The 23,329-nt window shown below is 61.7% G+C and carries 27 protein-coding genes; 14 read left to right on the top strand and 13 right to left on the bottom strand.

The genetic code is table 11. The features are described 5' to 3' along the window. Positions 1-36 precede the first annotated feature (36 nt). Positions 37-477 (top strand): thermonuclease family protein, encoded by a 441-nt coding sequence (locus ACZ5TH_RS09765; protein ID WP_464793771.1) that lies wholly within the window; start codon positions 37-39, stop codon positions 475-477. Here the strand turns inward: ACZ5TH_RS09765 and ACZ5TH_RS09770 are convergent. The 3 genes from ACZ5TH_RS09770 to ACZ5TH_RS09780 all read right to left on the bottom strand — a co-directional run bounded on the left by ACZ5TH_RS09770 (position 474) and on the right by ACZ5TH_RS09780 (position 3,449). Then, positions 474-1,025, bottom strand: coding sequence for a glycine zipper 2TM domain-containing protein (locus tag ACZ5TH_RS09770; RefSeq protein WP_464793772.1), 552 nt, complete (start codon positions 1,023-1,025; stop codon positions 474-476). The two genes, ACZ5TH_RS09765 and ACZ5TH_RS09770, sit on opposite strands and share 4 nt — an antisense overlap. A gap of 803 nt (positions 1,026-1,828) precedes the next feature. Next, positions 1,829-2,332, bottom strand: a complete 504-nt coding sequence (locus ACZ5TH_RS09775; RefSeq protein WP_464793773.1) for a Panacea domain-containing protein — start codon at positions 2,330-2,332, stop codon at positions 1,829-1,831. A gap of 61 nt (positions 2,333-2,393) precedes the next feature. Next, on the bottom strand, positions 2,394-3,449 hold the full coding sequence (locus ACZ5TH_RS09780) for a ribonucleotide-diphosphate reductase subunit beta (RefSeq protein WP_464793774.1): 1,056 nt from the start codon (positions 3,447-3,449) through the stop codon (positions 2,394-2,396). An 89-nt stretch (positions 3,450-3,538) separates the two neighbouring features. Here ACZ5TH_RS09780 and ACZ5TH_RS09785 point away from each other — a divergent pair, with 89 nt between their 5' ends. Further along, entirely contained in the window at positions 3,539-3,805 is a 267-nt protein-coding gene (locus tag ACZ5TH_RS09785) for a DUF2171 domain-containing protein (RefSeq protein ID WP_464780013.1), read from the top strand. A gap of 67 nt (positions 3,806-3,872) precedes the next feature. Here ACZ5TH_RS09785 and ACZ5TH_RS09790 read toward each other — a convergent pair whose 3' ends face one another. Then, positions 3,873-5,804, bottom strand: coding sequence for a ribonucleoside-diphosphate reductase subunit alpha (locus ACZ5TH_RS09790; protein WP_464793775.1), 1,932 nt, complete (start codon positions 5,802-5,804; stop codon positions 3,873-3,875). A 549-nt stretch (positions 5,805-6,353) separates the two neighbouring features. On the opposite strand from ACZ5TH_RS09790, the gene ACZ5TH_RS09795 reads away from it, so the two are divergent. From ACZ5TH_RS09795 to ACZ5TH_RS09810, 4 genes are all read left to right on the top strand, one after another. Further along, positions 6,354-6,998, top strand: coding sequence for a glutathione S-transferase family protein (locus ACZ5TH_RS09795; protein ID WP_464793776.1), 645 nt, complete (start codon positions 6,354-6,356; stop codon positions 6,996-6,998). Positions 6,999-7,098: 100 nt separating this feature from the next. After that, a complete protein-coding gene (locus ACZ5TH_RS09800) occupies positions 7,099-8,619 on the top strand; it encodes a fumarate hydratase (RefSeq protein WP_464793777.1) in 1,521 nt (506 codons plus the stop codon). A 124-nt stretch (positions 8,620-8,743) separates the two neighbouring features. Further along, positions 8,744-9,097 carry an endonuclease domain-containing protein gene (locus ACZ5TH_RS09805; RefSeq protein WP_464795089.1) on the top strand — a complete coding sequence of 118 codons (354 nt, stop codon included), beginning with the start codon at positions 8,744-8,746 and terminating at the stop codon, positions 9,095-9,097. After that, positions 9,094-10,011 (top strand): DMT family transporter, encoded by a 918-nt coding sequence (locus ACZ5TH_RS09810; protein WP_464793778.1) that lies wholly within the window; start codon positions 9,094-9,096, stop codon positions 10,009-10,011. The genes ACZ5TH_RS09805 and ACZ5TH_RS09810 overlap by 4 nt, the downstream gene beginning before the upstream one ends. Before the next feature lie 204 nt (positions 10,012-10,215). Here ACZ5TH_RS09810 and ACZ5TH_RS09815 read toward each other — a convergent pair whose 3' ends face one another. Further along, the gene (locus tag ACZ5TH_RS09815) at positions 10,216-10,725 is read right to left on the bottom strand and encodes an outer membrane protein (protein WP_464793779.1); all 510 of its coding nucleotides are present in this window, start codon (positions 10,723-10,725) and stop codon (positions 10,216-10,218) included. A 414-nt stretch (positions 10,726-11,139) separates the two neighbouring features. Here ACZ5TH_RS09815 and ACZ5TH_RS09820 point away from each other — a divergent pair, with 414 nt between their 5' ends. The 7 genes from ACZ5TH_RS09820 (at position 11,140) to ACZ5TH_RS09850 (ending at position 16,134) form a co-directional block, all read left to right on the top strand. Further along, a complete protein-coding gene (locus ACZ5TH_RS09820) occupies positions 11,140-11,868 on the top strand; it encodes a cytochrome b/b6 domain-containing protein (protein WP_464795090.1) in 729 nt (242 codons plus the stop codon). Next, positions 11,865-12,617, top strand: a complete 753-nt coding sequence (locus tag ACZ5TH_RS09825; protein ID WP_464793780.1) for a molybdopterin-binding protein — start codon at positions 11,865-11,867, stop codon at positions 12,615-12,617. Before ACZ5TH_RS09820 ends, ACZ5TH_RS09825 begins: the two co-directional genes overlap by 4 nt. A 32-nt stretch (positions 12,618-12,649) precedes the next feature. After that, a complete protein-coding gene (locus ACZ5TH_RS09830) occupies positions 12,650-13,891 on the top strand; it encodes a class I SAM-dependent methyltransferase (RefSeq protein ID WP_464793781.1) in 1,242 nt (413 codons plus the stop codon). Between the two features lie 121 nt (positions 13,892-14,012). After that, on the top strand, positions 14,013-14,312 hold the full coding sequence (locus ACZ5TH_RS09835) for a hypothetical protein (RefSeq protein WP_460986838.1): 300 nt from the start codon (positions 14,013-14,015) through the stop codon (positions 14,310-14,312). Between the two features lie 235 nt (positions 14,313-14,547). Next, on the top strand, positions 14,548-14,970 hold the full coding sequence (locus ACZ5TH_RS09840) for a DUF350 domain-containing protein (protein WP_449474264.1): 423 nt from the start codon (positions 14,548-14,550) through the stop codon (positions 14,968-14,970). Positions 14,971-14,973: 3 nt separating this feature from the next. Beyond that, entirely contained in the window at positions 14,974-15,828 is an 855-nt protein-coding gene (locus ACZ5TH_RS09845; RefSeq protein WP_460986839.1) for a S1 family peptidase, read from the top strand. Between the two features lie 30 nt (positions 15,829-15,858). Further along, the gene (locus ACZ5TH_RS09850; protein WP_460986840.1) at positions 15,859-16,134 is read left to right on the top strand and encodes a DUF3297 family protein; all 276 of its coding nucleotides are present in this window, start codon (positions 15,859-15,861) and stop codon (positions 16,132-16,134) included. Positions 16,135-16,259: 125 nt separating this feature from the next. Here ACZ5TH_RS09850 and ACZ5TH_RS09855 read toward each other — a convergent pair whose 3' ends face one another. From ACZ5TH_RS09855 to ACZ5TH_RS09870, 4 genes are all read right to left on the bottom strand, one after another. Beyond that, a complete protein-coding gene (locus ACZ5TH_RS09855; protein ID WP_464771364.1) occupies positions 16,260-16,985 on the bottom strand; it encodes a CHAP domain-containing protein in 726 nt (241 codons plus the stop codon). A gap of 79 nt (positions 16,986-17,064) precedes the next feature. Beyond that, positions 17,065-17,598 (bottom strand): CHAP domain-containing protein, encoded by a 534-nt coding sequence (locus ACZ5TH_RS09860; RefSeq protein ID WP_464793782.1) that lies wholly within the window; start codon positions 17,596-17,598, stop codon positions 17,065-17,067. A gap of 108 nt (positions 17,599-17,706) precedes the next feature. Then, positions 17,707-18,777, bottom strand: coding sequence for a DNA replication/repair protein RecF (recF, locus tag ACZ5TH_RS09865; protein WP_464793783.1), 1,071 nt, complete (start codon positions 18,775-18,777; stop codon positions 17,707-17,709). A gap of 40 nt (positions 18,778-18,817) precedes the next feature. After that, the gene (locus ACZ5TH_RS09870; RefSeq protein WP_464793784.1) at positions 18,818-19,342 is read right to left on the bottom strand and encodes a hypothetical protein; all 525 of its coding nucleotides are present in this window, start codon (positions 19,340-19,342) and stop codon (positions 18,818-18,820) included. Positions 19,343-19,449: 107 nt separating this feature from the next. On the opposite strand from ACZ5TH_RS09870, the gene ACZ5TH_RS09875 reads away from it, so the two are divergent. Beyond that, complete coding sequence (locus ACZ5TH_RS09875) at positions 19,450-19,983, top strand: peroxiredoxin (RefSeq protein ID WP_464795091.1); 534 nt, start codon at positions 19,450-19,452, stop codon at positions 19,981-19,983. A gap of 106 nt (positions 19,984-20,089) precedes the next feature. On the opposite strand, the gene ACZ5TH_RS09880 is transcribed toward ACZ5TH_RS09875, so the two are convergent. The 4 genes from ACZ5TH_RS09880 to ACZ5TH_RS09895 all read right to left on the bottom strand — a co-directional run bounded on the left by ACZ5TH_RS09880 (position 20,090) and on the right by ACZ5TH_RS09895 (position 23,196). Continuing rightward, entirely contained in the window at positions 20,090-21,004 is a 915-nt protein-coding gene (locus tag ACZ5TH_RS09880; RefSeq protein WP_464793785.1) for a dienelactone hydrolase family protein, read from the bottom strand. Positions 21,005-21,069: 65 nt separating this feature from the next. Next, positions 21,070-21,456: a gamma-glutamylcyclotransferase family protein gene (locus tag ACZ5TH_RS09885; RefSeq protein WP_464793786.1), complete on the bottom strand. Its 387-nt coding sequence runs from the start codon at positions 21,454-21,456 to the stop codon at positions 21,070-21,072. A gap of 304 nt (positions 21,457-21,760) precedes the next feature. After that, positions 21,761-22,504: a DUF72 domain-containing protein gene (locus tag ACZ5TH_RS09890; RefSeq protein WP_464793787.1), complete on the bottom strand. Its 744-nt coding sequence runs from the start codon at positions 22,502-22,504 to the stop codon at positions 21,761-21,763. Between the two features lie 59 nt (positions 22,505-22,563). Next, on the bottom strand, positions 22,564-23,196 hold the full coding sequence (locus ACZ5TH_RS09895; protein WP_449474685.1) for a peptidylprolyl isomerase: 633 nt from the start codon (positions 23,194-23,196) through the stop codon (positions 22,564-22,566). Positions 23,197-23,329 lie beyond the last annotated feature (133 nt).

The raw sequence follows: 23,329 nt of genomic DNA on the forward strand, positions 1-23,329 counted from the left end.
CCGCGCATCGTCAACCGCGTGCCCTAGGCTGGCGGGATGATCCGCCTGTGCAAACTGCTCTCTCCCCTCCTCGCCCTTCATGTCCTGCTGATCGGATCGGCGGGGCCTGTCCGGGCGGAAAATCCTTCTTCGCGCTTCGGCCTGTGCCACGGCATAGGCGGGCCGGATTGCGTGGTCGATGGAGATACATTCTGGATGGAGGGGACCAAAATCCGCATCGCCGACATCGACACGCCGGAAACCCACGGGCCGCGTTGCAGCGCAGAGGGCGCGCTGGGCACGCGGGCAACGCAGCGGCTGTTGGCGCTGCTCAATGCGGGCGCCTTTTCACTTATGCCGGTAGAGCGGGAACGCGATCGCTATGGACGGACCCTGCGCATCGTGACGCGACAGGGCCGGTCGATCGGCGCATTGCTGGTCGCCGAAGGTCTGGCGCGCCCCTGGACCGGAGCGCGCCAGCCATGGTGCCATAGTTAGCGGCAGCTGATACCGCCGCGATCGATCTCACGGCCGAGCAGAGCGCCCGCACCCGCGCCGATCAGCACGCCAGCAGTGTTCGAATAGCCGCGATCCAGCTGCCCCCCGAGCAACCCGCCCAGCGCCGCGCCGACGATCAGGCCCGTCGTGCCGTCCGAACGGCGGCAATAATAGCGATCATCATAGCCGCGATAGATACGCGTCCCGCGCGTCACGCGGATCGGCTCATAGCCGCTGCGATAATAGCGGTCGGGACGATAGCGGCTGCCATAGCGGCGATCCGGGCGGTTCCAGTCATAGCTGTAGACAACGCCACCGGGACGGCGCCAGCCATTGTGGCGGCCATTGTCGTGGCGGCGATCATCGCCGCGCCAGCCACGGTCATGGCGATCGCGGTCGCCCCGCCAGTCGCGGTCATGCTTGCCGCCATGGCGCTCGTCATGTCGGCCATGGCCAGGCTGTGCAAAAGCAGGGGTCGCAGCAACGCCAGTCAGCGTCATAGCGCCCAGCGAAAAAGCGGCGATGGCGCGCTTGATCGAAAAGTTCATGTGATGCTCCTTGGGATAATTTGTCAGGCTGTGGAGCTAAACACATGAATGCTGATGGACGTTGCATGAACGGAACAAAACGTTGCGTTCAGCGGGAATACAGTACTTAGAAATCAAAGCCCGGCTGGCCGTCATCTGGCCGCGTGGGCTTATCCTTCCTTGCGGGAGGTTCAATGAGATGTATTCGCCAAGCAGTCCGAAGTGAAGCAATCCGTCGCATAAATTCACGCTCAGACATAGGATCAACGTTTTGAAGATCCACTAATTTTAGTTGCCGATCATCTTTCTCTAGCGCTTCGGTATCGATTAGCCAAATACGGAATGTGTCAAAGTAATCTGTATAGACTTCCTCAAGCACTCTCCGCATGAAAGGAGCATTGTAGGCCCAAGGAGTAGCATTCTTACGAGGTTGAAGGAAAATCAGATTTGGTATCCCGTCGACAACCGCTACTGTTTCGGGCCGGACGCTCAGTGAAAAGTCGCGGTCGATTGGATACACAGCCTTTTTCAGCGGGTAAAAAGTTCGGCCTCGAAATTCTTTGCAATCCGCCACTAGTGTTGCGACGTCTAAATTGCATTTTCTAGCGAGCTCGAATTTAATCTTATGCAGCCCAGCCGTTGCTACATGATATGGCATAGAACCCGCCAATAAGATGGAGGTTAGGCTCCTAACTCGCCCGTAGCTGAATGGCCCTGCATCGCCAAAATACTGACTCACTCGCAGAGTAGTCTCCCGCGTAGTGGGTGCAGTCATACGAGCTGCATCAAGCACATTTACAGTCCGAGGCACTAGGAGATTCTCCTCAATGGATTGTCAGAATTGGCGGCAAACGCCTAAAGTGTTCCAAGATCAATGTGTCCGGAATTTTCATTCCAGGATAAACAACTTCCTCGGCCTGCTTCCAGACATACTCCCAAGGCCCATCCTCTACATGGGATTCGTCAACTAGTTCGCCAGTAGTGTATCGTTCATACTTCTGCAAAACACCCCTTATTATTTCCGCATGCTCTGGATTTACTACAGGGGGTCGAAATATGGGGTTGCCCGTTAATGGATTGAGATAAGTGGCCCTAACACCTTCAATAGCAGCCCCCTTGAAAACCTTAAACTGATCGTAAATCACTCGTTGAACAGGCCCGTACCTCCATGCTTCAAACTTGTTTTTGATCAGCGGCTGATTATACATCGAATAAAACCAGCCATGAACGAAGTACAAAAGTTTTTGAAGCGCAAGGTTTGTAATTTTAATCTTGCGCTCGTCAGCGATATCTAGCGTGAAGTTAGCAATGTCCCTTACATCATACATAAGCTATCAAATCATCATTAGAAAACATGACCATCGGCAGAGCTAGTCATGCACTAACTATCTACTCCGCCGCGATACCCGCCGCCTTGAACATATCGGGATCGCTCACCTCATCAGCGTTCGCCGCCTCACCGCCCTTCAGCTTCTTCCGCCGATCAAACGCATCCCACACTTCATTCCACTGGCCACGCGTCGCGCCCTTCGAATATTCGGTCGCGCGGGTTTCGAAGAAGTTGGCGTGCTCCACGCCGTTCAGCAGCGGCGTCAGCCACGGCAGCGGATGCTCGTCGATCATGTAGATGGGCTTCAGGCCCAGCTGTCCCAGGCGCCAGTCGGCGATGTAGCGGACATATTTCTTGATGTCCTTGGGCGTCATGCCAGGCACAGGACCCATTTCGAAGACGAGGTCGATGAACGCGTCCTCGATCCGAACCGTCTTCTGGCACATGTCCATGATGTCGTCCTTGACCGACGGCGTCAGGCAATCGCGTTCCTTGGTGAAGGCGTGGAACAGCTTGATGATGCCTTCGCAGTGCAGCGTTTCGTCGCGCACCGACCAGGTGACGATCTGGCCCATGCCCTTCATCTTGTTGAAGCGCGGGAAGTTCATCAGCATAGCGAAGGAGGCGAAGAGCTGGAGCCCTTCGGTAAAGCCGCCGAACATCGCCAGCGTCTTGGCGATATCCTCGTCCGTATCGACGCCGAACTGGCTCAGATAGTCGTGCTTATCCTTCATCTCCTTATACTGCATGAAGGCAGAATATTCGGTTTCGGGCATGCCGATCGTGTCGAGCAGATGGCTGTAGGCGGCGATGTGGACCGTTTCCATGTTGCTGAACGCGGTCAGCATCATCTTGACTTCGGTCGGCTTGAACACGCGGCCATATTTTTCGTGGTAGCAGTCCTGCACTTCCACGTCCGCCTGGGTGAAGAAGCGGAAGATCTGGGTCAGCAGGTTGCGTTCGTGATCGGACAGCTTCTGTGCCCAATCGCGGCAATCCTCGCCCAGCGGCACTTCCTCGGGCAGCCAGTGCAGCTGCTGCTGGCGCTTCCAGAACTCATAGGCCCAGGGATATTCGAAAGGCTTGTAGACCTTGCTGGCTTGAAGAAGGGGCATTGGGTCGGCTCCGCGAATTAATGGACAAGCGCAACCTGCGCGGGCGCGGGACGTTCAGTCCCTGTCATTCCCGGCACAGGAGCAATATGATGGTTGATCTTACCAGCATCAAGGAACATGCTGAGGTTATTGGCGCTGATGGCGTCCATGTCGGCACTGTCGATCATGTCGAAGGCGCCGAAGGACATCAGCGTATCAAGCTGATCAAGGCGGATAGCGGCCAGGGAAGTCACTCCGGGCATCATCATTATATCAGCCAGGGACTGATCGCCGGGGTTGACGAGGATGGCACTGTGCGGCTGTCTGCGACCGGTGCCAACGCCGTCCTCTTTGAAGAAGAACAGGACGAGGGGTAAGGCCTCCGGGGCTGAATGTGTGGGCGCGGTCAGCGTTGCCGCCGCCGCGCCCATCCCCCCCATTAGCTCATTGGCACGCAAGACATTCGTCATAGTCTGTGCTTCCCCCAGCCAGCTCGAATTTCGGTGCGTCGATCGTGTTGTCGGCTTCCACGCCCCCCGCAAACCCCGCGCGCTGCACCGACTTTGACCGCAGATAGTAAAGCGACTTGATGCCCAGCTCCCACGCGCGGAAGTGGAGCATCATGAGGTCCCACTTTTCCACGTCCGCCGGAATGAACAGGTTGAGCGACTGCGCCTGATCGATGAAGGGCGTCCGATCGGCGGCGAGTTCGAGCAGCCAGCGCTGGTCGATTTCGAAGCTGGTCTTGAACGTGTCCTTTTCTTCCTGGCTCAGGAAATCGAGATGCTGCACCGACCCGCCGCGTTCGAGGATCGTGTTCCAGACGTTGGTCGAATCCTTCGACTTGTCGCGCAGGATCTTTTCCAGATAGGGGTTCTTCACCACGAAGCTGCCGGACAGCGTCTTGTGGGTGTAGATGTTCGCCGGGATCGGTTCGATACAGGCCGATGTGCCGCCGCAGATGATGCTGATCGACGCGGTAGGCGCGATCGCCATCTTGCAGCTGAACCGTTCCATCACGCCCATGTCGGCGGCGTCCGGGCACGGCCCACGCTCAACCGCGAGCTGCATTGAGGCGTCGTTCACCTTCTCGCTGATATGCTTGAAGATGCGCAGGTTCCAGCTCTTGGCCATCGCCCCTTCAAAAGGAAGGCCACGGGCCTGGAGGAAGGAGTGGAACCCCATCACCCCCAGGCCCACTGACCGTTCACGTCCCGCCGAATATTTCGCCCGCGCCATTTCGTCCGGCGCACGGTCGATATAATCCTGCAGCACATTGTCGAGGAAGCGCATGACGTCCTCAACAAAGACGGGGTCCTTATTCCATTCGTCCCAGGTTTCCAGATTCAGGGACGAAAGGCAGCAAACCGCCGTCCGGTCATTGCCGAGATGGTCGCGACCCGTCGGCAGTGTGATTTCTGAACAAAGATTGGAAGTCGAAACTTTCAGGCCGAGATCGCGATGATGCTTGGGCATCATGCTGTTCACGGTGTCGGAGAAGACGATATAGGGCTCGCCAGTCGCCAGGCGGGTTTCCACCAGCTTCTGGAACAAGCTGCGCGCATCGACCGTGCCACGGACGGAGCCGTCCTTGGGCGATTTGAGCGAGAATTCAGCGCCGGTGCGGACCGCCTCCATGAACTCGTCGGTCAGCAGGACGCCGTGATGGAGGTTCAGCGCCTTGCGGTTGAAGTCGCCGCTGGGCTTGCGGATTTCCAGAAACTCCTCGATCTCCGGGTGGGACACGTCGAGATAACAGGCGGCAGACCCGCGGCGCAGACTGCCCTGGCTGATTGCGAGGGTGAGCGAGTCCATCACGCGGACGAAGGGGATGATGCCGCTGGTCTTGCCATTAAGGCCGACCGGCTCGCCAATGCCGCGCACGCTGCCCCAATAGGTGCCGATGCCGCCGCCACGGGAGGCCAGCCACACATTCTCGTTCCAGGTGTTGACGATGCCTTCCAGGCTGTCATCGACGCTGTTCAAATAGCAGCTGATCGGCAGGCCGCGTCCGGTGCCACCGTTCGACAGGACGGGGGTGGCGGGCATGAACCAGAGGCGCGAAATATAGTCGTAAACACGCTGGGCGTGGGCCTGATCGTCGGAATAGGCCGCAGCAACGCGAGCAAACAGGTCCTGATAATTTTCGCCGGGCAGCAGATAGCGGTCCTTCAGCGTGTCCTTGCCGAACTCGGTGAGCAGCGCATCGCGGCTTTCGTCCGTGACCACGTCGAACCGGCGCGCCTGGATGGACGATGAAGAACGCACGGCCTCCTTGGCTGGCGCAGCCTTCTTTTCCGCCACTGCTTCCACCACTTCATCGATTACCGTCGCCACGTCACTTGCACCTGTCTGTTCGCTGTCACGAAAATCCATTCCGAGCCCCCGAATGTTCCTGTTTCGTTCGATTCGGTCAAGCCTCATCTTGTAAGGCCGCCCGGAACGGCAGCGGGGTGCGCCAGCAGCGGATCGCATGAGACAAAACGCCTCTCGCCCGGAAAACGGTCCGGCCGGTGCAATCACAATCTGTTGGGTAACCCCCGTTAACCCGATACAAGGGATAGTGCCACAGCTTGATCTGCTTGCAAGAGGGTAAATGACGGTATGGAGACTCCGGGCGGCGGAGGAGATGCTATCTGTATGGCATGGCGGTCATCCTGCATTGCAGCGACGCGCCGACTTCCCACGGTCCTGCAAAAGGCAAGGGAAACAATTTGAGAACGAAAATAATTTTCGCTTAGGCCCGAAATTGCCGGGATCAGGTCAGCACCCCTGCCCTGTTCCGCTAAGGATGGTGGTTCATCCACAACTTATCCACAAGCTGATGTGGATCAACTGTGGATGAGGAGCAGCCAAGAAACCGCCCGGAAACCATGGTAAGAGGCACGATCTTACCCCCCCGGACCATGCAAAGAGGCAGAGCCGATGATTCTCTATTATCACCCCCTTTCCTCCTATTGCTGGAAGGTGCTGATCGCCCTTTACGAGAATGACACATCGTTCGAACGCGCGATGATGGAGGACCCCGGCGTGGCGGAGGCATGGCTCGCGCTGTGGCCGCTAGGCAAGTTCCCGGTGCTGCGCGATGAGGCGCGGGACCAGACGATCGCCGAGGCGAGCATCATCATCGAATATCTGGGGCAGCAGTGCCCCGGCCCCTCCCGCCCGATCCCCGCCGATCCCGCCCAAGCACTGGAGGTGCGGCTGATGGACCGGCTGTTCGACAATTATGTCATGACGCCGATGCAGAAGATCGTCGCTGACCGGCTGCGGCCAAACGATGCGCGCGATGCTCATGGCGTGGGCGAAGCGCGCATCCTGCTGGGCAAGGCCTATGCGATGCTGGAGGAGCGGATCGGGGCGCGGCAATGGGCGGCGGGGGACGACTTCACGCTGGCAGATTGCGCCGCTGCCCCCGCTCTCTTCTATGCCGACAAGGTGGAACCGATGCGCGGCGGCTTTCCGGCACTGGCCGCCTATCTCGACCGGCTGGAGGCGCGGCCGAGCTTTGCCCGCGTGTTGGAGGAGAAGGAGCCCTGGTGGCACATGTTCCCCTATGCCAACCGATAGCTGACGCGGCATATCTGGACTCTGGCCGCAATCCCTATTAGCCGCGCCTGCGAAGACCCGCCGTGCAGGGCCGGGCGCTAATTAGGGACATGCAGGCAAGATGACCGTCATCAAGACCGCCGATCTGATCGAGAGCGTCGCCGACGCGCTCCAGTTCATCAGCTATTATCACCCGATGGATTATATCCGCGCGCTCGGCAAAGCCTATGACGCCGAAGCCAATCCCGCGGCGAAGGACGCCATTGCCCAGATCCTGACCAACAGCCGCATGTGCGCGGAAGGGCATCGCCCGATCTGCCAGGACACCGGCATCGTCAACGTTTTCATCAAATGGGGCATGGATTGTCGCTTTGACGACAACAGCCGTTCGATGCAGGACGTCGTCGATGACGGCGTGCGCAAGGCTTATCTCAACCCCGAAAACCGCCTGCGCGCTTCGATCCTGAAGGACCCGGCTTTCTCCCGCCAAAACACCAAGGACAACACGCCCTGCGTGCTGAATGTCGAGATGGTGCCGGGCAACAAGGTTACGGTGGACGTCGCGGCCAAGGGCGGCGGCTCTGAAAACAAGACCAAGTTCAAGATGATGAACCCCAGCGATTCGATCGTGGACTGGGTGCTGGAGATGATCCCGCAAATGGGCGCGGGTTGGTGCCCGCCCGGCATGCTGGGCATCGGCATCGGCGGCACAGCGGAAAAGGCCGTGGCGCTGGCCAAGGAATCGCTGATGGAGCCCATCGACATGGGCGAACTCAAGGCCCGTGGGCCTCAGAATGATATCGAGAAGCTGCGGATCGAGATTTTCGACAAGGTCAACGCGCTGGGCATCGGCGCGCAGGGCCTGGGCGGGCTTTCCACCATCCTCGACGTCAAGATCTACGACTATCCCTGCCATGCGGCGGGCAAGCCGGTCGCGATGATCCCCAACTGCGCCGCGACCCGCCACGCGCATTTCACGCTCGACGGTTCAGGCCCGGCCTATCTGGAAGCGCCCAAGCTCTCCGAATGGCCGCAGGTCGACTGGAAGCCGAGCAAGGAAGCGATCCGGGTCGATCTCGACAATCTGACGCCGGAAGTCGTGCAGAGCTGGAAGCATGGCGACCGCCTGCTGCTGAACGGCAAGATGCTGACCGGCCGCGATGCCGCGCACAAGCGGATCGCCGATATGCTGGCCGCAGGCGAGCCGCTGCCGGTCGATTTCAAGGGCCGCGTCATCTATTATGTCGGCCCGGTCGATCCGGTGCGCGATGAGGTAGTCGGCCCGGCCGGTCCCACGACCGCGACCCGCATGGACAAGTTCATGGACATGATGCTGGAACAGGGCCTCGCCGCCTGCGTCGGCAAGGCTGAGCGCGGCCCGGCTGCAACGGACTCCATCGCCAAGCATAAAAGCGCCTATCTGATGGCGGTCGGCGGCGCGGCTTATCTGGTCGCCCGCGCGATCAAGGGCGCGAAGGTCGTTGGCTTTGAAGACCTGGGCATGGAAGCCATCTATGAGTTCGACGTCCAGGACATGCCTGTGACCGTCGCCGTGGACAGCGAAGGTCAGAATGTCCACCGCCTCGCCCCACTGGTCTGGCAGGAGAAGATCAAGAAGGAAGGCCTTCTCGAAGGGGCATGACCTTTACATCCTCCCCATCGAAAGATGGGGAGGGGGACCGCTCGCATAGCGAGTGGTGGAGGGGAAATGCGCGATGCCTCCGCGAAGAAAAACGGTCGAAAATGCGCGCGGGCTCCGGCGAGAGATGTCGCCACCAGAAGTCGCGCTGTGGCAATGGCTGCGGCAACGGCCAAGCGGATTGAAGTTCCGCCGCCAACATCCGGTGGGGCCTTATGTGCTGGATTTCTACTGTGCTTCAGCCCGCTTGGCGGTTGAGATTGATGGAAGCGGGCATGATCACATCGAGCGGGTCACGCATGATGAGCGCGACATTTGGCTGCGGGCGCAGGGGTTCAGGGTTCTGAGGATCAAAGCTATCGATGTTCCTACCGATCTGGATAGCGTGATGCGGCATATCCTGAACAACTGTCGCGCGCTTCCCCTCCACCATGCTTCGCACGGTCCCCCTCCCCATCTCATGATGGGGAGGATTAAATGATCACTTCACCCATCTGGCTCCCGGCCACCCTGTTCGCGGGTGCTATGCAAGCTTGGCGCACCGCCGTGCAGCGGCGGGTCAGCCATAGCCTGTCGATCAACGCCGCCGGGCTGGTCCGCTATCTTTACGGCCTGCCCTTCGCGCTGTTGCTGCTGACCGGATATGTTCTGATAGGCAGGGCGCCCCTGCCTCACCCCGACCCGTCCTTCCTATTGTTCTGCATCGGCGGCGGCCTTGCGCAAATCATCGCCACCAACCTGTTGATCATGGCCTTCGCCCACCGCAATTTCGTGGTTGGCACCGCTTATTCCAAGACGGAAGCGGTGCAGGGCGCGGCGCTGTCCTTCCTGTTGATGGGTGAGCGGCTCAGCCCACTCGCCTGGGCGGGCATCGGCTGCGGCGTTGTCGGAGTCATGCTGCTGTCGACCGGCGGCAAGCGCATGGGGCCAGCCGATTTCCTCAAGGCGCTCGGTCAGCCCGCCGCGCTGACCGGCATCGCGTCGGGCTTCTTCTTCGCGCTCACCGCCATCGGCATCAGGCGCGCGACGCAGGAAGTCGGCGGCAGCGACCCGATCCTGGCCGCCCTCGTCGTACTGGTGGCCACCGTGTCACTCCAGACGCTGATGCAGGGCGGTTATCTGCTGCTGCGCGAACCGGCGGAGATGCGGAAAGTCTTCGCGAGCTGGCGTATTTCAGGGCAGGTCGGCTTGCTCTCGGCCCTGGGATCGGCCTGCTGGTTCACCGGATTTGCGACCGCCCCCGTCGCGCTGGTCCGCATCGTGGGTCAGATAGAGGTCGCCTTCACCCTGGGCTTTGGTCACTTCTACCTTGGAGAGCGGATGACCCGCGGCGAGGTGATGGGCCTGTTGCTGGTCGGAAGCGGCGTGGTGCTGGCTCTGGCCGGTTCGCTATAGCTTCGTGGGGATGGAGGGCAGCAGCCCGGCACCCACGCAAGACTTCGCTCGATCACCATAGCATCGCTTACCGCTTCGCCCCCATACGAGGCTGCTCGCAATTCACGGCGTCAGCTTCGCGAAGCTACCTGCGAAGCCAAAGCCGACAAACAAAAAGGGCGGCCCCGATGGGACCGCCCTCCTGTGTTTCAGATCCCGAAAGGATTAGAAACGGAAGCCGATGCCGACAACGCCAGCGTCACGGCCGCCAATGCCAGCTTCATACTCGGTGCGCTGATATTCAGCCGAGATGTAGGTGTTGCCGGTGATGGCATATTCCAGGCCGCCACCGAAGCGGACGCCTTCGAATGCCGCGCCGCCGACACCAGTGGTTTCAATGCGAGTGCTGGCATAGCCAACCTTGCCGAACGCCAGGACCTGCGGGGTCAGGACGTAGCCCAGACGCACCGAAGCGGCGAGATCGCGGCTCAGGTCCGTACCCGGAACGTCGGTGGTGGTGTCGCCCAAGGTCACTTCCGGACCAAAGGTGATCGACGGGGTCAGGGCGATGTCGTAGCCAGCGCTCACGCCATAGCTTACGCCTTCTTCGTCGCCGAAGCTGTCATAGCCAACGGTCACGCCAGCGCGGGGGCCGGTGAAGGGAGCAGCGTCCTGCGCGAAAGCGGGAGCCGAGAAAGCGGCAGCAGCAACAGCTGCGAAAATCACAGTTTTCATAATGTCCTCATGCGGTAAGACGTGCATTATCCAGGAAGCGGATCGCACTCTTGATATATAACAGGCATGGTATCGAAGCATTTCAGCTTCGAGCGTCGCTATGAAGTGACCCCTTTACTCCATCCCTGCTTGCCCCGATCTTGCGTCGTAAGCGAGGGCGCATATGGCTGTCTTTGATCAATGTTGCAATATCGATATGAAGATTGTCGATCGATGATGCTATTTCGCAACAGTCATCTTTTCTTCACCATCTTATTCCCCCATTTTCCGCCACAGCGTGATCTTGAGGCAAGGCCGAGCGCTCCTATCCACAGAGAATGTGGCCAGAAGATGAACCGGCACCTCATTTCGGATACGTTCTGATCGCTACGGCAGCTTTTGACGCGACTGATGCAAAAGGGTAACAGCAGAGCGATGGACAGCGGCCTCTCCCCCTCAGGCGACAAGGCGCCGCCGGTACTGCGCCACCGCTGGCCGGTGCGGCTGTGGCACTGGATCAATGCAGGACTGCTCTACATCCTCTTCACCAGCGGACTTGGCATCTTCAATGCCCATCCGCGCCTTTACTGGGGGCAGTTCGGCGCGAACTTCGATCAGCCCTGGCTGAAGCTGGAGCGCTTTGGTCAGTGGATCACCCTGCCCGCCCATTATGATCTGGCCATGTCGCGGCACTGGCACCTCACCGCAGCGCCAATTTTCGCCTTCGCCCTGCTTGCCTATATGCTGTGGGCGCTGTTGGGCCGCCATATCGCGCGCGACCTCGCCTTCCGGAAGGGCGAGCTTGCCCCACGCCATGTCTGGCAGGACATCCTCGATCATGCGCGGCTGCGCTTCCCGACGGGTCAGGCGGCACTGCGCTATAATGTCCTGCAAAAGGCGAGCTATATCGCGGTCATCTTCGTCGCCCTGCCACTCATCATTCTCACCGGCCTCACCATGTCGCCGGGCATGAACGCCGCCTGGCCGTGGCTGGTCGATCTGTTCGGCGGGCGGCAATCGGCGCGGTCGATCCACTTCATCACCGCCTTCGCGCTCGTCGCCTTCTTCCTCGTCCATATCACGATGGTTATGCTGGCAGGCCCGGCGAACGAGCTGCGATCGATGATCACCGGCCGCTACCGCTTACCGGAAGAGCGGCCATGAGCCTGATCCTCAATCGCCGCACGCTGATGCTCGGCGCGGCGGCCACGCTGTCGGGATGCGACCGGCTGGGGCGCAACGAACATGTGCGGGACGCGCTATTCTCTGCCGAGAATTTCCACAAATGGGCGCAGCGCAGCCTGATGGCGCGCGACGCGCTGGCGCGGGAGTTCAGGCCCGACCAGATTTCCCCCTTCTTCCGGCCCAATGGCACCGCCAATCCAGACACGCCGGAATATCGCGCTCTGTGGCGAACCGGCTTTGCCGATTGGCGGCTAAAGGTCACGGGATTGGTCGGCCGCCCTCTTTCGCTGTCCCTTGCCCAGTTGCACAACCTTCCGCATCGCGAGCAGATCACGCGCCATGACTGTGTCGAAGGATGGAGCGCGATCGGCAAATGGCGCGGCGTATCGCTCCGCCTCATCCTCGACGGTGCACGGATGAGCGACCGCGCGCGCTATCTCGTCTTCAAATGCGCGGACTTCATGGGCGACGGGCGGCCCTATTATGAAAGCATCGACATATTCGACGCGTTTCACCCGCAAACCATCCTCGCCTTCGCGCTCAACGACCAGCCGCTGAGGGTAGCTAACGGCGCGCCGCTGCGACTGCGGGTCGAGCGGCAGCTGGGCTACAAGCAGGCCAAATATTTAATGGAGATTAAGGCGGTCAGCACCCTGTCCGGCATCGGCAACGGCAAGGGCGGCTATTGGGAAGATCGCGCCAATTATGATTGGTATGCAGGCATTTGACGGGCGCTGCATGACCTGACAATTTGCCGCCCATGAAATTATTCGATCGCGTCATCAAGCGGCTTGTCACACGGGGACAGCTGACCATCATCTATCATGATGGCAGGAAGGTGACGGCGGGCGCGCCCGATCCGGCCTTCCCCTCGCTCGCGCTGAAATTCCGCGACGCGCGCGTGCCCTTCGACATCATCAAGGACCCGCGCCTTGGCATGGCGGAGGCCTATATTGACGGGCGCGTCACAATCGAAGGCGGCGGGATCATGGAACTGATCTCGCTGATCCGCGCCAACAACAGCTGGGAAAGCGGCAAGTCGATCAGCGACAAGGGGCGGCTGAAGCGCGGGTTCAAATCGATCCGCCAGACGCTCTGGCGCGCCAATCACCGCGCCCGGTCAAAGACGAACGTCGCCCACCATTATGATCTGTCCGGCGCCCTCTACGCCCTCTTCCTCGATCGCGACCGCCAATATAGCTGCGCCTATTTTCCCGACGCGGACAATGAGGCCGGGATCAGCCTGGAGCAGGCCCAAGAGGACAAAAAAGCGCACATCGCCGCCAAGCTCCATCTGAAGCCGGGCATGAAGGTGCTGGACATCGGCTGCGGCTGGGGTGGCATGGCCCTCTATCTGCACCGCACCTGCGGCGTCGATGTGACCGGCATCACCCTGTCGGAGGAACAGTTGAAAGTCGCGCGGCAGCGGGCGGAGGAGGCCGGCGTCGCTGACCATGTCCGTTTCGAGCTTATCGATTACCGCGATATAGAGGGGCCGTTCGACCGGATCGTGTCGGTCGGCATGTTCGAACATGTCGGCACGGCCCATTACCGCACCTTCTTCGACAAGTGCCGCGATCTTCTGACGCCCGATGGCGTGATGCTGATCCATACGATCGGCCGCGTCGATGGGCCGGGCATCACCGACGCTTTCACCCAGAAATATATCTTCCCCGGCGGCTATATCCCGGCGCTCTCTGAAATGATCCAGGGCAGCGAGGGCACGCGCCTCATGGTGACGGATGTCGAAGTGCTGCGGCTGCACTACGGCCTCACCATCCGCCAATGGTATGCCCGCGCCATGGCGCGCCGGGCGGATATCATCGCGCTTTATGACGAACGCTTCTTCCGCCTGTGGACCTTCTATCTGGCGGGCGCGGCGACGGTGTTCGAACATGGCAGCATGGTGAACTACCAGGTTCAATATACGCGCAATCGCCGATCCCTGCCGATCACGCGCGACTATATGGTGTCTGCCGAGGACGAACTGCGCGGCAAATAGCCCCCCTGAACGCTGGCTGACAGCGCCGTTCCCGGACGGTTCAGTCAACCAAGTGCATCTTCTCATCCGTAGCCCCACTGAACGCCATGCGTCCGGGGGTGCTAGTGAGGAGAGAGAGGAAATGAACATCTTCGTGAAGGGCGCGACCGCGCTCGGATTGGCGATTACCGCGCTGGGCGCGACTGCCGCGCCCGCCCAGGCGCAATATCGCGGCGGCTATTATGGCTATGGCGACCGCGACTGGCGTGATGGGCGCCATGACCGCGATTGGGACCGGCGCAACGACCGCCGTTGGGACAACGACCGCCGCTACTGGCGCGATGGACGGCGGAGCCATTATCGCTATCGCCAGCGCTGCTGGACCGAATGGCGCTATGACTATTATCGCGACCGGGACGTCCGGGTGCGTATCTGCCGCTGAGGCATAGCTGTCTGACTTGGAGCATCGTGCCTCTAATCTGAATCACCCAACCCCGTTCGGGCTGAGCTTGTCGAAGCCCTTTACTTCCTAAAAAGAAGTAGAACCCTTCGACAGGCTCAGGGCGAACGGAAATAGGAGGCAGTGCCGATAAACGCACGAAGCTCCGGGCATAGAAACACTTCCGCAACCCGATCCCTGATTGAAGCGGGGATCAGGTTGCGGCATCCTTGGTCGCATGAGCGATCCCATGCCCGTCATCCAGAGCCTGCTGTCCGGGCTCCCCATCTTCCTGCTGCACCTCGCCTCCGCAACGCTGGCCTGGCTGGCGGCACTGGCGCTTTATATGTGGATCACGCCGCACGACGAATTCGCCCTGATCCGCGCCGGGAATGAGGCGGCGGCGATATCCCTTGGCGGCGCCGCGATCGGGCTGACCATCCCTCTGGCGCTGTGTCTCGCCGGGTCGGTCAATGTCTGGGACGTGATTATCTGGGGCAGCGTCACGCTGATTCTGCAACTCATTGCCTTCCGCTTCGTGGATTTTCTGCTCGGCTCCCTGTCGGCGCGGATCGAAGCGAATGAGCGGTCGGCCGCCGTCTTCCTTGCCATGATGAAAGTCGCGATCGCCTGCCTGACGGCAGCGGCCGTGGCGGGCTGAGCCATGGCGCGGCGGAGCGTCGGCTGCCTGCCGCTGATGCTGGGCGTCATATTGACGATCGCCTGGATCGGCGAGGTGACGCAACCGACGCCGCTACGGGTCGAAAGCTTCGATCCCCGATCGCCCCGCCGACCCATGCCCCAATGGAGCGATGAAGCCTTCGTGATCGAGGATCGGGCGGCCGCGCCATCCGACAGCATGGGCACTGCCTTCGCCGTCGATCGGGACGGCGCCTGGCTGACCGCCGAACATGTCACCCATGACTGCTCCCGCATCGGGCTGGAGGACGGTGGCGTCGCCCGCGCCGTGTCCCGCATCGTGGAGAGCCGGGAAGCCGACGCCGCGCTGGTCCGCGACGGCCTGCCCAGCGATCACGCGCTGCCGCTGTCGGATCGCGTGCCCGCGCCGGGATCGCTCGGTTTCCACATGGGCTTCCCTGCCGGGCACGCGGCGCTTGTCGTATCAGAACTGATCGGCGCGGCCAGCGCCCGGCGCGGACGGACGGAGGAAACCCAGCCGGTGCTCGCCTGGGCAGAAGTCGCGCGCCTGCCCGAAAGCGACGACACCTTGTCCGGGATCAGTGGTGGCCCCGTCTTTGCCGAAGATGGCCATGTCATTGGCGTCAACAGCGCCGCCACCGACCGGCGCGGCCGCATTCTGACAACCGCGCCCGATGCCATGATCCGGCTGGTGCACGCCAGCCGCGCCGTCAATGACCAGCCGGTCGCCTATCCCTTCGCGGGGCTGGCCGATGCCGAGACGCGCTTTGCCTCCTGGCTGGAACAGGGGGTGATCCGGCGCATCTTCTGCGACGTGGACGAAGCGCCCCGGTTGACGGCGGCGCGGCCAAAAGGCTAGGCGGCGCGAAACGAAGGATCTGAAACAGCCATGAGCGACACGCCTCCCGACCGCCTCTCCACCAACCCGCGCAGCCCCCATTTCGACATGGACGTGCTGCAACGGGGCATCGGCATCCGCTTCAAGGATCGCGTCCGCAACGATGTTGAGGAATATTGCATTTCCGAAGGCTGGATCCGCGTCGCCGCCGGCAAGACCAAGGACCGCCACGGCCAGCCGCTGACGATCAAGCTCTCCGGCCCGGTGGAAGCCTGGTTCGAGCGCGGGGCCGACGGCGAAGAGGAAAAGGCCGCCGACGCGGAATAAGCTGGCCTATCCTCATAGGACCGGCGCTTCCCAATAACCTCCGTTCGCTTCGAGCGAAGTCGAGAAACGGTTGCACATAACGGGCCCCGACTTCGCTCGACACGAACAGAGGTCGCTCAAACCCGTCAGCGCAGCCGCGCATCCCGCTTCACATCGGCGATGATGTCGCGCAACGACCGCCCGGAAGGCGCGGCATCCGCGAACTGCATCGCCCGCATATCCATTTCCAGCTTCGGCTCGTGCGCCGCCTTGCGCAAGGATCGGCCAAGGCTCGCAAGGCGCAGAGACGGCTCCTCTCCGTCAGCCTTGATCACCGCCTTTGTCGGCTTCCAATCCTCGGCATCCGCCTTCGCCAGCCGCACGCTGGTGCCAAGCGCGGGATCTGGCTCGAACGCATGCAGTTGCGGCTTGTCGGGATAGATGAAGCCAAAGGTCGGATTGGTCCGCGCGCCCATCTGCCCGGTCGGGCTGTGCCATACGCGCACCTGGCTCCAGTCTCCCGCATCGGACACATCCAGCGCCAGCACATCTTCCTCAATCGCGCCGGGCACCGACCAGTTGGCATGACGGATCAGCACGCGCCGGTCGTCCAGCACCTTGCTGACCACCGCGACATGACCAAGGGTCATCGGCCCATAGGGGCGAAAGGTCATGACGGCGCCGCGCCGGGGCACGTGCCCACGGGCATAGCGGTCCTGCGCCTGATCCCACCATGTCAGCGCATCGCCCCGGATATTCACGCCAGACACGATCCGCGCATAGGGCACGCATTGCAAAGCGGTTGCGCCGAATACCGGCGTGGCGACCAGCGCCGCCAGCAGCCAAGCCGCCCCGCGAACATATCGAAACATTATTTGCGACCTCAAACCACTGAGAATCGCCCCACCGCCGATCACATTATCCGGCGGCTCTTATGAACTGGTTAAACTGTCAGAAAGCAGCGCCAGCGGCGGCAGCGGCCGGGTTCACGCGATCGGCCATGGCGATCTGAACCGGCGCGGCCTCACCGGCATGGCCGGGATAGATGAAGCCCTTGGCGGCGTTCGAGCGCAGGCCAAGGCCGCCGATCGGGCTGTACCACACGCGCACGTCCGTCCAGTCATTATTGGGCGACACGTCGATGGCGCGCACATTGCGCTCGATGCCGCCGCGATAGGACCAGTTGGCATGGGTCAGCAGCACTTCGCGATCGCTGACCACCTTGCTGACCATGGCGACATGGCCGACGGGCATGGAACGGCTGGCGGCGAAGGCCAGGACAGCGCCTTCGCGCGGCTCATGACCACGGTCATAGCGGCCCTCGGCCTGACCCCACCAGGTATTGGCGTTGCCATAAAGTGCGATGCCGGAAACCTGACGCGCATAGGGTGCGCACTGCAGAACGCCAGCGGCGGCAGGGGTCACGATCAGGGCGCCGAGCGCAAGCACGACAGTCGCGATAAATGCGCGAAAAGCACCGACCATGTGTGAAACGACCCCCGACTTGTTGTGCGTTATCAACCCCGTGGTGTCTTTAGCGCAGAGCCAGGATGAGTTGAGAAGCGCCAAGCGGTGAATTGTTGCGGAGGCGGGTTAACCTGCGGAACGAAAAAGCTGGCCCGCCGTTACCGTTAACCGTGTTGCTAGACCCAACTCGTTGAAAAGACTATCTTCGGTCCCCGTCATCCACACTTGCCCGCCCATTTTTCTTAACCGGCCGAACAACGCAGCTCGCCGCGACGGGTCGAGATGAGCCGCCACTTCGTCGAGCAGCAAAACCGGCGGCTGGCCGCGATGAGCGGCGACCAGTGCGGCATGGGCAAGCAGGATCGACAACAGCAGCGCCTTCTGCTCGCCCGTGGAGCAAAGCGCCGCCGCCTGCCCCTTGGCCGCATGGGTGACTGCAAGGTCCTGCCGGTGCGGTCCCGACAATGTACGCCCAGCCGCCGCATCCCGCCGCCGCTCCCGCGCCAGCCGCTGGGCAAGCGGTCCATCGCCCTCCTCCTCCCCGTCGATCGCCAGCAGCGGACGGGCAAAAGGCTCATCGGGCTGGCCAACAAGTTCCACGCCCAGCCGGGTAACGAGATCAGCACGCGCGGCGGACAATAGCGCGCCATGCTCCTCCATCTGCGCCTCCAGCGCCGTCAGCCATGACGGGTCGGCGCGCGGCAAGTCCGACAACAGCCGATTGCGCGCCCGCATCGCCGCCTCATAACGGGCGCTGTGCACCGCATGCCCCGGATGCAGCGCCAGCGTCAGCCGGTCCAGAAACCGCCGCCGTCCGCCGGGGCTATCCATGAATAGCCGGTCCATCGCCGGGGTCAGCCACACGATCGCCAGATGATCGGCCAGCGCATTGGCCGACGAAGCAACGCCGCCGATCCGCACCTGACGTCGATCGGGCGCTTGGGGCGAAGTGCCGGTCCCCAGCACCACCCCGTCCACTTCCGCCGCGATACCGAAGCTACCCGGCCCACCCTGCCGCGCCATGTCGCGCAACGCCGCGCCGCGCAGGCCGCGTCCGGGCGCCAGCATCGACACCGCTTCCAATATGTTGGTCTTCCCCGCGCCATTTTCGCCGGTCAGCACGATGAAAGCATGATCGGGAAGGATCAGCGCATCCGCATGATTGCGGAAATCGCTCAAGGTCAGGCGGCCGATCATCGCCCCGCTCTAGCGACGCTCGCGACAAACGGAAAGCGCTTCAGCAGCGCTTGCGCGTCACCGCCGCCCCGTCATTGATGATGGTGAGTTCCCGACCATTAGCCGACGGGCGCAGTTCCAGCTTCTTGGTCCAGCTGTCCCCCTCTCCGGTAAAGGCGGCATCGACCTTCACCTTGCCGCCGACTCCGGTCGCAACTCCCGTCACCGTCCCGACGCTTTCATGGAAGATCAGGCTGTCCGACGTCACCTTGAGTTCCAGTTCAGCCGACCGATCGCCACAACGGTCGTTAAGGCCCGTCCAGCTCCCCTGCAATGCCGTAGGGATTGCATCAACGCGCGATGTCGTTCCCGTCCCGTCCGCACCGGCGGAAACAGATGCGTTGTCAGTCCGCCCGGGCTGCGTCTCATTGCCTGCCGCCAGCGTTTCATCCTGCGCAGGCGTTTCGTTGCTGACATCATAGGTCGCCTGCTCATCGACGATGTTGGTCGACATGCGGGGCTTTTCCCCGCCCTTGTCGTCACAGGCGGCGAGCAACAGCAACGGCATGGCGAAAAGCAAGCGCATCCGTAATGAACCGGCGGGGCGGTGAAGGGTTCCAGCTACAGGCTTGTCAGCGGCACGGCTTGGGGCCATCACCCTTGCTCTGCCGCAAAGGATGGAGACGGGTGATGATGAAGCGTGCGATGATCGCAATGGCCCTTGCCGCCACCATGTTGGGATCGACCGGCGCCATGGCGGCGCTGTCTGCCGGTGCCAAGGCGCCCGATTTCACCACGCGCGGCGCGCGGGCGGGCAAGACATTCACCCTTACCCTGTCCCACCAGTTGAAGCATGGCCCGGTCGTCCTCTACTTCTTCCCCAAGGCTTTCACGCCCGGCTGTTCCGCCGAGGCGCGCGAGTTCGCGACGCACATCGATGATTTCAGGAAAGCGGGCGCGACGGTGATAGGCATGTCGGCCGATCCGGTGGACGACCTTGTCGCTTTCTCGACCAAGGAGTGCGCGGGCAAGTTCGCGGTCGCCTCGGCCGGGCCAGACATCATCGCGGGCTATGACGTCGCGCTGAAGATGGCACCGGGCATAACCGACCGCACCTCTTACGTCATCGCGCCCAACGGCCGGATCGTCTTCGTTCACAGCGAGATGAATTATACCGGCCATGTAAAGAGCACCCTCGCTGCCGTGCAGTCGATGAAGGCGAAATAGGGAACGCCTCCCCCGTCTCCCCCAACCTCCGTTCGCTTCGAGCGAAGTCGAGAAGCGCTGGCACATCCTATGTCTCGACTTCGCTCGACACGAACGGGCATCACCCTTATCCGACGCCCTTCACATAGCGCCCAAACCACTCCAGCGTAGCTGCCCAGGCTTCCTTAGCCGCCGCCTCATTATAGCTCGGCCGATAGTCGGCCATGAAGCCGTGATCAGCATCTGGATAGACCGTAACCTCGTCCGGCGGCGACTTGCCCGCCTTCATCAGCGCCGCGCGCATAGCCTCGACGTCAGCGACGGGGATGCCCTTGTCCAACCCGCCATATTGTCCCAGCACCGGCGCCTTTAGCGCAGCCGCCTGCTCCACCACGCTCAACGGCTGCAACGCTGTCTTCTCACTGACCAGCCGCCCATAGAATGCAACGCCTGCATCCAGTTGCGCACTGTGCGCGGCATAAAGCCACACGATCCGCCCGCCCCAGCAAAAGCCTGTAATGCCCCGCCGCGTCGCATCGCCGCCATGCTTGCCCGCCCAATCATAGGTCGTATCAATGTCGGACAACACCTGCGCATCGGGCGCCTTCGACACGATGCTGCTGATCAGCTTCTGGATATCGGCTATCTTGGTGGCATCGCCGTGGCGCGCGAACAGATCGGGCGCGATCGCATAATAGCCTTCTCGCGCAAAGCGACGGCACATGTCGCGGACCCATTCATGGACGCCGAAAACCTCGTGCACCACGACGATAACCGGCGCGTTCTTCGCCTTTTCCGGCCGCGCCACATAGGCGGGCATGGCAAAGCCATCACTCGCCGCGATCGAAACCGTCTCTAGGGCCAGCCCCTCGCCCGATGTCTGCACGGCGCTGCTCGACACCGGGCGGCATGCGGCGGCGAAACCAGCCGCGAAGGCGCCGGTCATCAGCAGCTTGCGCCGGTCGAGCCCTGTGCTGTCGATCCAGCTGCGGTCTTCGGGCAGGCGATCCATGGGGCCGGGTTCTGCATTCTCACTGCTCATCGCGCTTCCTCTCCGCAGCCCCCCGGCCGCCGCAGATTATCGGCCCGTCCGCCCAGCGCAAGCGGTCAGGCCAAGAAATCGCCGCTCGCGATTTGCTCCAGCCCCGCGACATCGCGCGCATAGACATAAGTCCATGCATCGATCGACCCCGCAGCGCCGCGCACCTTAATCTGCTCCCGCGCAAATTCATGAGGCGCGGGAAAATGCGCCGCGCACTCCTCATGCTCGTCAAGAATGGCAAGGATGTCGTCAGGATCAGGCAGCCGGTACAGCTCACCCGTGACAATTCCGTCAGCACCGGGAACGAAGCCGGGATAATAATCGATCCGGTAAAGCGCGCCGCTCGCAATGGCAGCACCCGCAAATTCCGCCACTGATGCCAGCCAGCGAGCCATATCCCCTGAAAATCCAGGCCGGAGAGACCCGTAGACGAATAGCAGAGGCTGGCTCATTGCACGCAATCGCTAGCAATAAAAAAGCCGCCCTGACAATAGCCGGGCGGCCTTTTTGAAATTCCCCCAAGACGAGGAATGAAGGGAGCGATTAATCGCTCAGGCGAAAAGCACCGAGTAGAAGGTCAGCATCTGCGCACCGACCGCAACCATCAACGCAACGCCCTGCATAGTGTGCCGCATGTTTCGTTTCCTGCAATTTTTGTTTTGCGCCCTGTTTGGACAAGAACGCATATGATGGAACACGCCCTTTGCCTCAATCGCAAAGGACGCGTTCGCAGTTGCAGCAAATGCAACAGCCCTGTTACCCCAATGCAACGATCATCGCTTGGGCCGCGGCGGGCGCACGCACTTTGGCCCCGCTGATGTAGAAAACGAAGACGTCACCATTATCCGCCATCGCTTGCGCCTTTTTTGCCCAGCCGCCAATTTCCCTGGGCGAATAGCCGGTCGCTTCCTCCTCCCGCGTGCGCATCAGGCGGCAATAGGAAAAGCCCACATCATGGCCGACAATGGCAGGATATTCGTCATGGTCGGCCAGCACCACCGCCGCACCCGCATCGCGCGCCAGTTGCAAAAAGGCGGGATCATCGAAACTTTCGTGCCGCACCTCCAGCGCATGGCGCAGCGGGACGCCATCGACGCAATCAGGCAGCAGCTTCAGGAAAGCACCGAAATCTTGCGGCTCGAATTTCTTGGTCGGCATGAACTGCCACAGGATCGGACCCAACCGGTCGCCAAGTTCCGCGATCCCCTGCCCCACGAACTTGCCGATCGATTCCCCGGCCTCCGCCAGCACGCGACGATTGGTGCAGTATCGCGACGCCTTCACCGCGAACTGGAAGCCGTCGGGCACCGCCTTGGCCCAATTGGCGAAGGTCGCGGGCTTTTGCGTGCTGTAATAGGTGGCGTTGATCTCCGTCGCGGTCAGATGCTGGCCGACATAGGCCAGTTCATCCTTCTGCCGCAGCCCTTCGGGATAAAAGGTGCCGCGCCATGGCTCGAACGTCCATCCGCCAATGCCTACCCTGATGCGTCCCGCCGCCATGGCACTCTCCTTTCAGCACTTATCCTGACGGCTGAACGCTGCCCGGAACAGAGGAAATGTCAGGAAGCCGCCTTGCGCCGCAGGCCGATCAGCCAAGGCTTCACCCCGCGCGTCGGCCGCGCCGTTCCATCCAGCCGCTTTGCGCGAATGATCGTCACCGGCTTAACGATCATCTGCCCCCGCATCGGCCCCGATCCGCAACAGGTCGGCATGGCCAGGATGCGGCGCACGACATCCATGCCAGCAACCACATGGCCGAAAGCGGCATAGCCGATATAGTCCCCCCGCGCGTCCATATTGGGGGTGGCACCCGCCGTGATGAAGAAATTGCCCATCGCCGAATTCGGCCGGTTGGGCCGCGCCATCGACAGGGTCGCGTCGAGATGCCGGATGCCGGTCTTGCTGGTCGGCTCATGCGGGATCGGCGGCAGGGACCGGCGCGCGTCGGTATCGATCCCGCCTTGGATCAGCCCCAGCCTCGCATCACTCTTGCGCCGCGCCGCCCGGTAAAAGGTGACGCCATCGAACCGGCCATCATCGACATAGGCAAGGAAATTGGCCGAAGTGCGCGGCGCCCGCTTGTTGTCGACTGCAACCACGATCGTGCCAACCGACGTCTCTATCGCAACGCGCGTATAGCCGGGGGTAGGACGATTGCCGGGCATGCTCCATGCAGCCGCCGGAAACACCATCAACAACAGGGCAAGTGCGCGCAACAGGGCAGCAGAAATCGGCGGTCTAACCAAGGATCTATCGTCTCCATTCCAAAGCACACGGGCGATGATCGCGCTACAGGACGAACCGTGCGCTCGCCAGTGGCCAACG

Source organism: Sphingobium sp. TomTYG73 (assembly GCF_055394245.1).

What these genes read in the sequence shown, in the direction of transcription:
- ACZ5TH_RS09765 (WP_464793771.1), top strand. Translation starts at nt 37, where the DNA reads ATGATCCGCCTGTGCAAACTGCTCTCTCCCCTCCTCGCCCTTCATGTC.
- ACZ5TH_RS09770 (WP_464793772.1), bottom strand. Translation starts at nt 1,025, where the DNA reads ATGAACTTTTCGATCAAGCGCGCCATCGCCGCTTTTTCGCTGGGCGCT.
- ACZ5TH_RS09775 (WP_464793773.1), bottom strand. Translation starts at nt 2,332, where the DNA reads ATGTATGATGTAAGGGACATTGCTAACTTCACGCTAGATATCGCTGAC.
- ACZ5TH_RS09780 (WP_464793774.1), bottom strand. Translation starts at nt 3,449, where the DNA reads ATGCCCCTTCTTCAAGCCAGCAAGGTCTACAAGCCTTTCGAATATCCC.
- ACZ5TH_RS09785 (WP_464780013.1), top strand. Translation starts at nt 3,539, where the DNA reads ATGGTTGATCTTACCAGCATCAAGGAACATGCTGAGGTTATTGGCGCT.
- ACZ5TH_RS09790 (WP_464793775.1), bottom strand. Translation starts at nt 5,804, where the DNA reads ATGGATTTTCGTGACAGCGAACAGACAGGTGCAAGTGACGTGGCGACG.
- ACZ5TH_RS09795 (WP_464793776.1), top strand. Translation starts at nt 6,354, where the DNA reads ATGATTCTCTATTATCACCCCCTTTCCTCCTATTGCTGGAAGGTGCTG.
- ACZ5TH_RS09800 (WP_464793777.1), top strand. Translation starts at nt 7,099, where the DNA reads ATGACCGTCATCAAGACCGCCGATCTGATCGAGAGCGTCGCCGACGCG.
- ACZ5TH_RS09805 (WP_464795089.1), top strand. Translation starts at nt 8,744, where the DNA reads ATGTCGCCACCAGAAGTCGCGCTGTGGCAATGGCTGCGGCAACGGCCA.
- ACZ5TH_RS09810 (WP_464793778.1), top strand. Translation starts at nt 9,094, where the DNA reads ATGATCACTTCACCCATCTGGCTCCCGGCCACCCTGTTCGCGGGTGCT.
- ACZ5TH_RS09815 (WP_464793779.1), bottom strand. Translation starts at nt 10,725, where the DNA reads ATGAAAACTGTGATTTTCGCAGCTGTTGCTGCTGCCGCTTTCTCGGCT.
- ACZ5TH_RS09820 (WP_464795090.1), top strand. Translation starts at nt 11,140, where the DNA reads ATGGACAGCGGCCTCTCCCCCTCAGGCGACAAGGCGCCGCCGGTACTG.
- ACZ5TH_RS09825 (WP_464793780.1), top strand. Translation starts at nt 11,865, where the DNA reads ATGAGCCTGATCCTCAATCGCCGCACGCTGATGCTCGGCGCGGCGGCC.
- ACZ5TH_RS09830 (WP_464793781.1), top strand. Translation starts at nt 12,650, where the DNA reads ATGAAATTATTCGATCGCGTCATCAAGCGGCTTGTCACACGGGGACAG.
- ACZ5TH_RS09835 (WP_460986838.1), top strand. Translation starts at nt 14,013, where the DNA reads ATGAACATCTTCGTGAAGGGCGCGACCGCGCTCGGATTGGCGATTACC.
- ACZ5TH_RS09840 (WP_449474264.1), top strand. Translation starts at nt 14,548, where the DNA reads ATGAGCGATCCCATGCCCGTCATCCAGAGCCTGCTGTCCGGGCTCCCC.
- ACZ5TH_RS09845 (WP_460986839.1), top strand. Translation starts at nt 14,974, where the DNA reads ATGGCGCGGCGGAGCGTCGGCTGCCTGCCGCTGATGCTGGGCGTCATA.
- ACZ5TH_RS09850 (WP_460986840.1), top strand. Translation starts at nt 15,859, where the DNA reads ATGAGCGACACGCCTCCCGACCGCCTCTCCACCAACCCGCGCAGCCCC.
- ACZ5TH_RS09855 (WP_464771364.1), bottom strand. Translation starts at nt 16,985, where the DNA reads ATGTTTCGATATGTTCGCGGGGCGGCTTGGCTGCTGGCGGCGCTGGTC.
- ACZ5TH_RS09860 (WP_464793782.1), bottom strand. Translation starts at nt 17,598, where the DNA reads ATGGTCGGTGCTTTTCGCGCATTTATCGCGACTGTCGTGCTTGCGCTC.
- recF (WP_464793783.1), bottom strand. Translation starts at nt 18,777, where the DNA reads ATGATCGGCCGCCTGACCTTGAGCGATTTCCGCAATCATGCGGATGCG.
- ACZ5TH_RS09870 (WP_464793784.1), bottom strand. Translation starts at nt 19,342, where the DNA reads ATGCGCTTGCTTTTCGCCATGCCGTTGCTGTTGCTCGCCGCCTGTGAC.
- ACZ5TH_RS09875 (WP_464795091.1), top strand. Translation starts at nt 19,450, where the DNA reads ATGAAGCGTGCGATGATCGCAATGGCCCTTGCCGCCACCATGTTGGGA.
- ACZ5TH_RS09880 (WP_464793785.1), bottom strand. Translation starts at nt 21,004, where the DNA reads ATGAGCAGTGAGAATGCAGAACCCGGCCCCATGGATCGCCTGCCCGAA.
- ACZ5TH_RS09885 (WP_464793786.1), bottom strand. Translation starts at nt 21,456, where the DNA reads ATGAGCCAGCCTCTGCTATTCGTCTACGGGTCTCTCCGGCCTGGATTT.
- ACZ5TH_RS09890 (WP_464793787.1), bottom strand. Translation starts at nt 22,504, where the DNA reads ATGGCGGCGGGACGCATCAGGGTAGGCATTGGCGGATGGACGTTCGAG.
- ACZ5TH_RS09895 (WP_449474685.1), bottom strand. Translation starts at nt 23,196, where the DNA reads ATGGTGTTTCCGGCGGCTGCATGGAGCATGCCCGGCAATCGTCCTACC.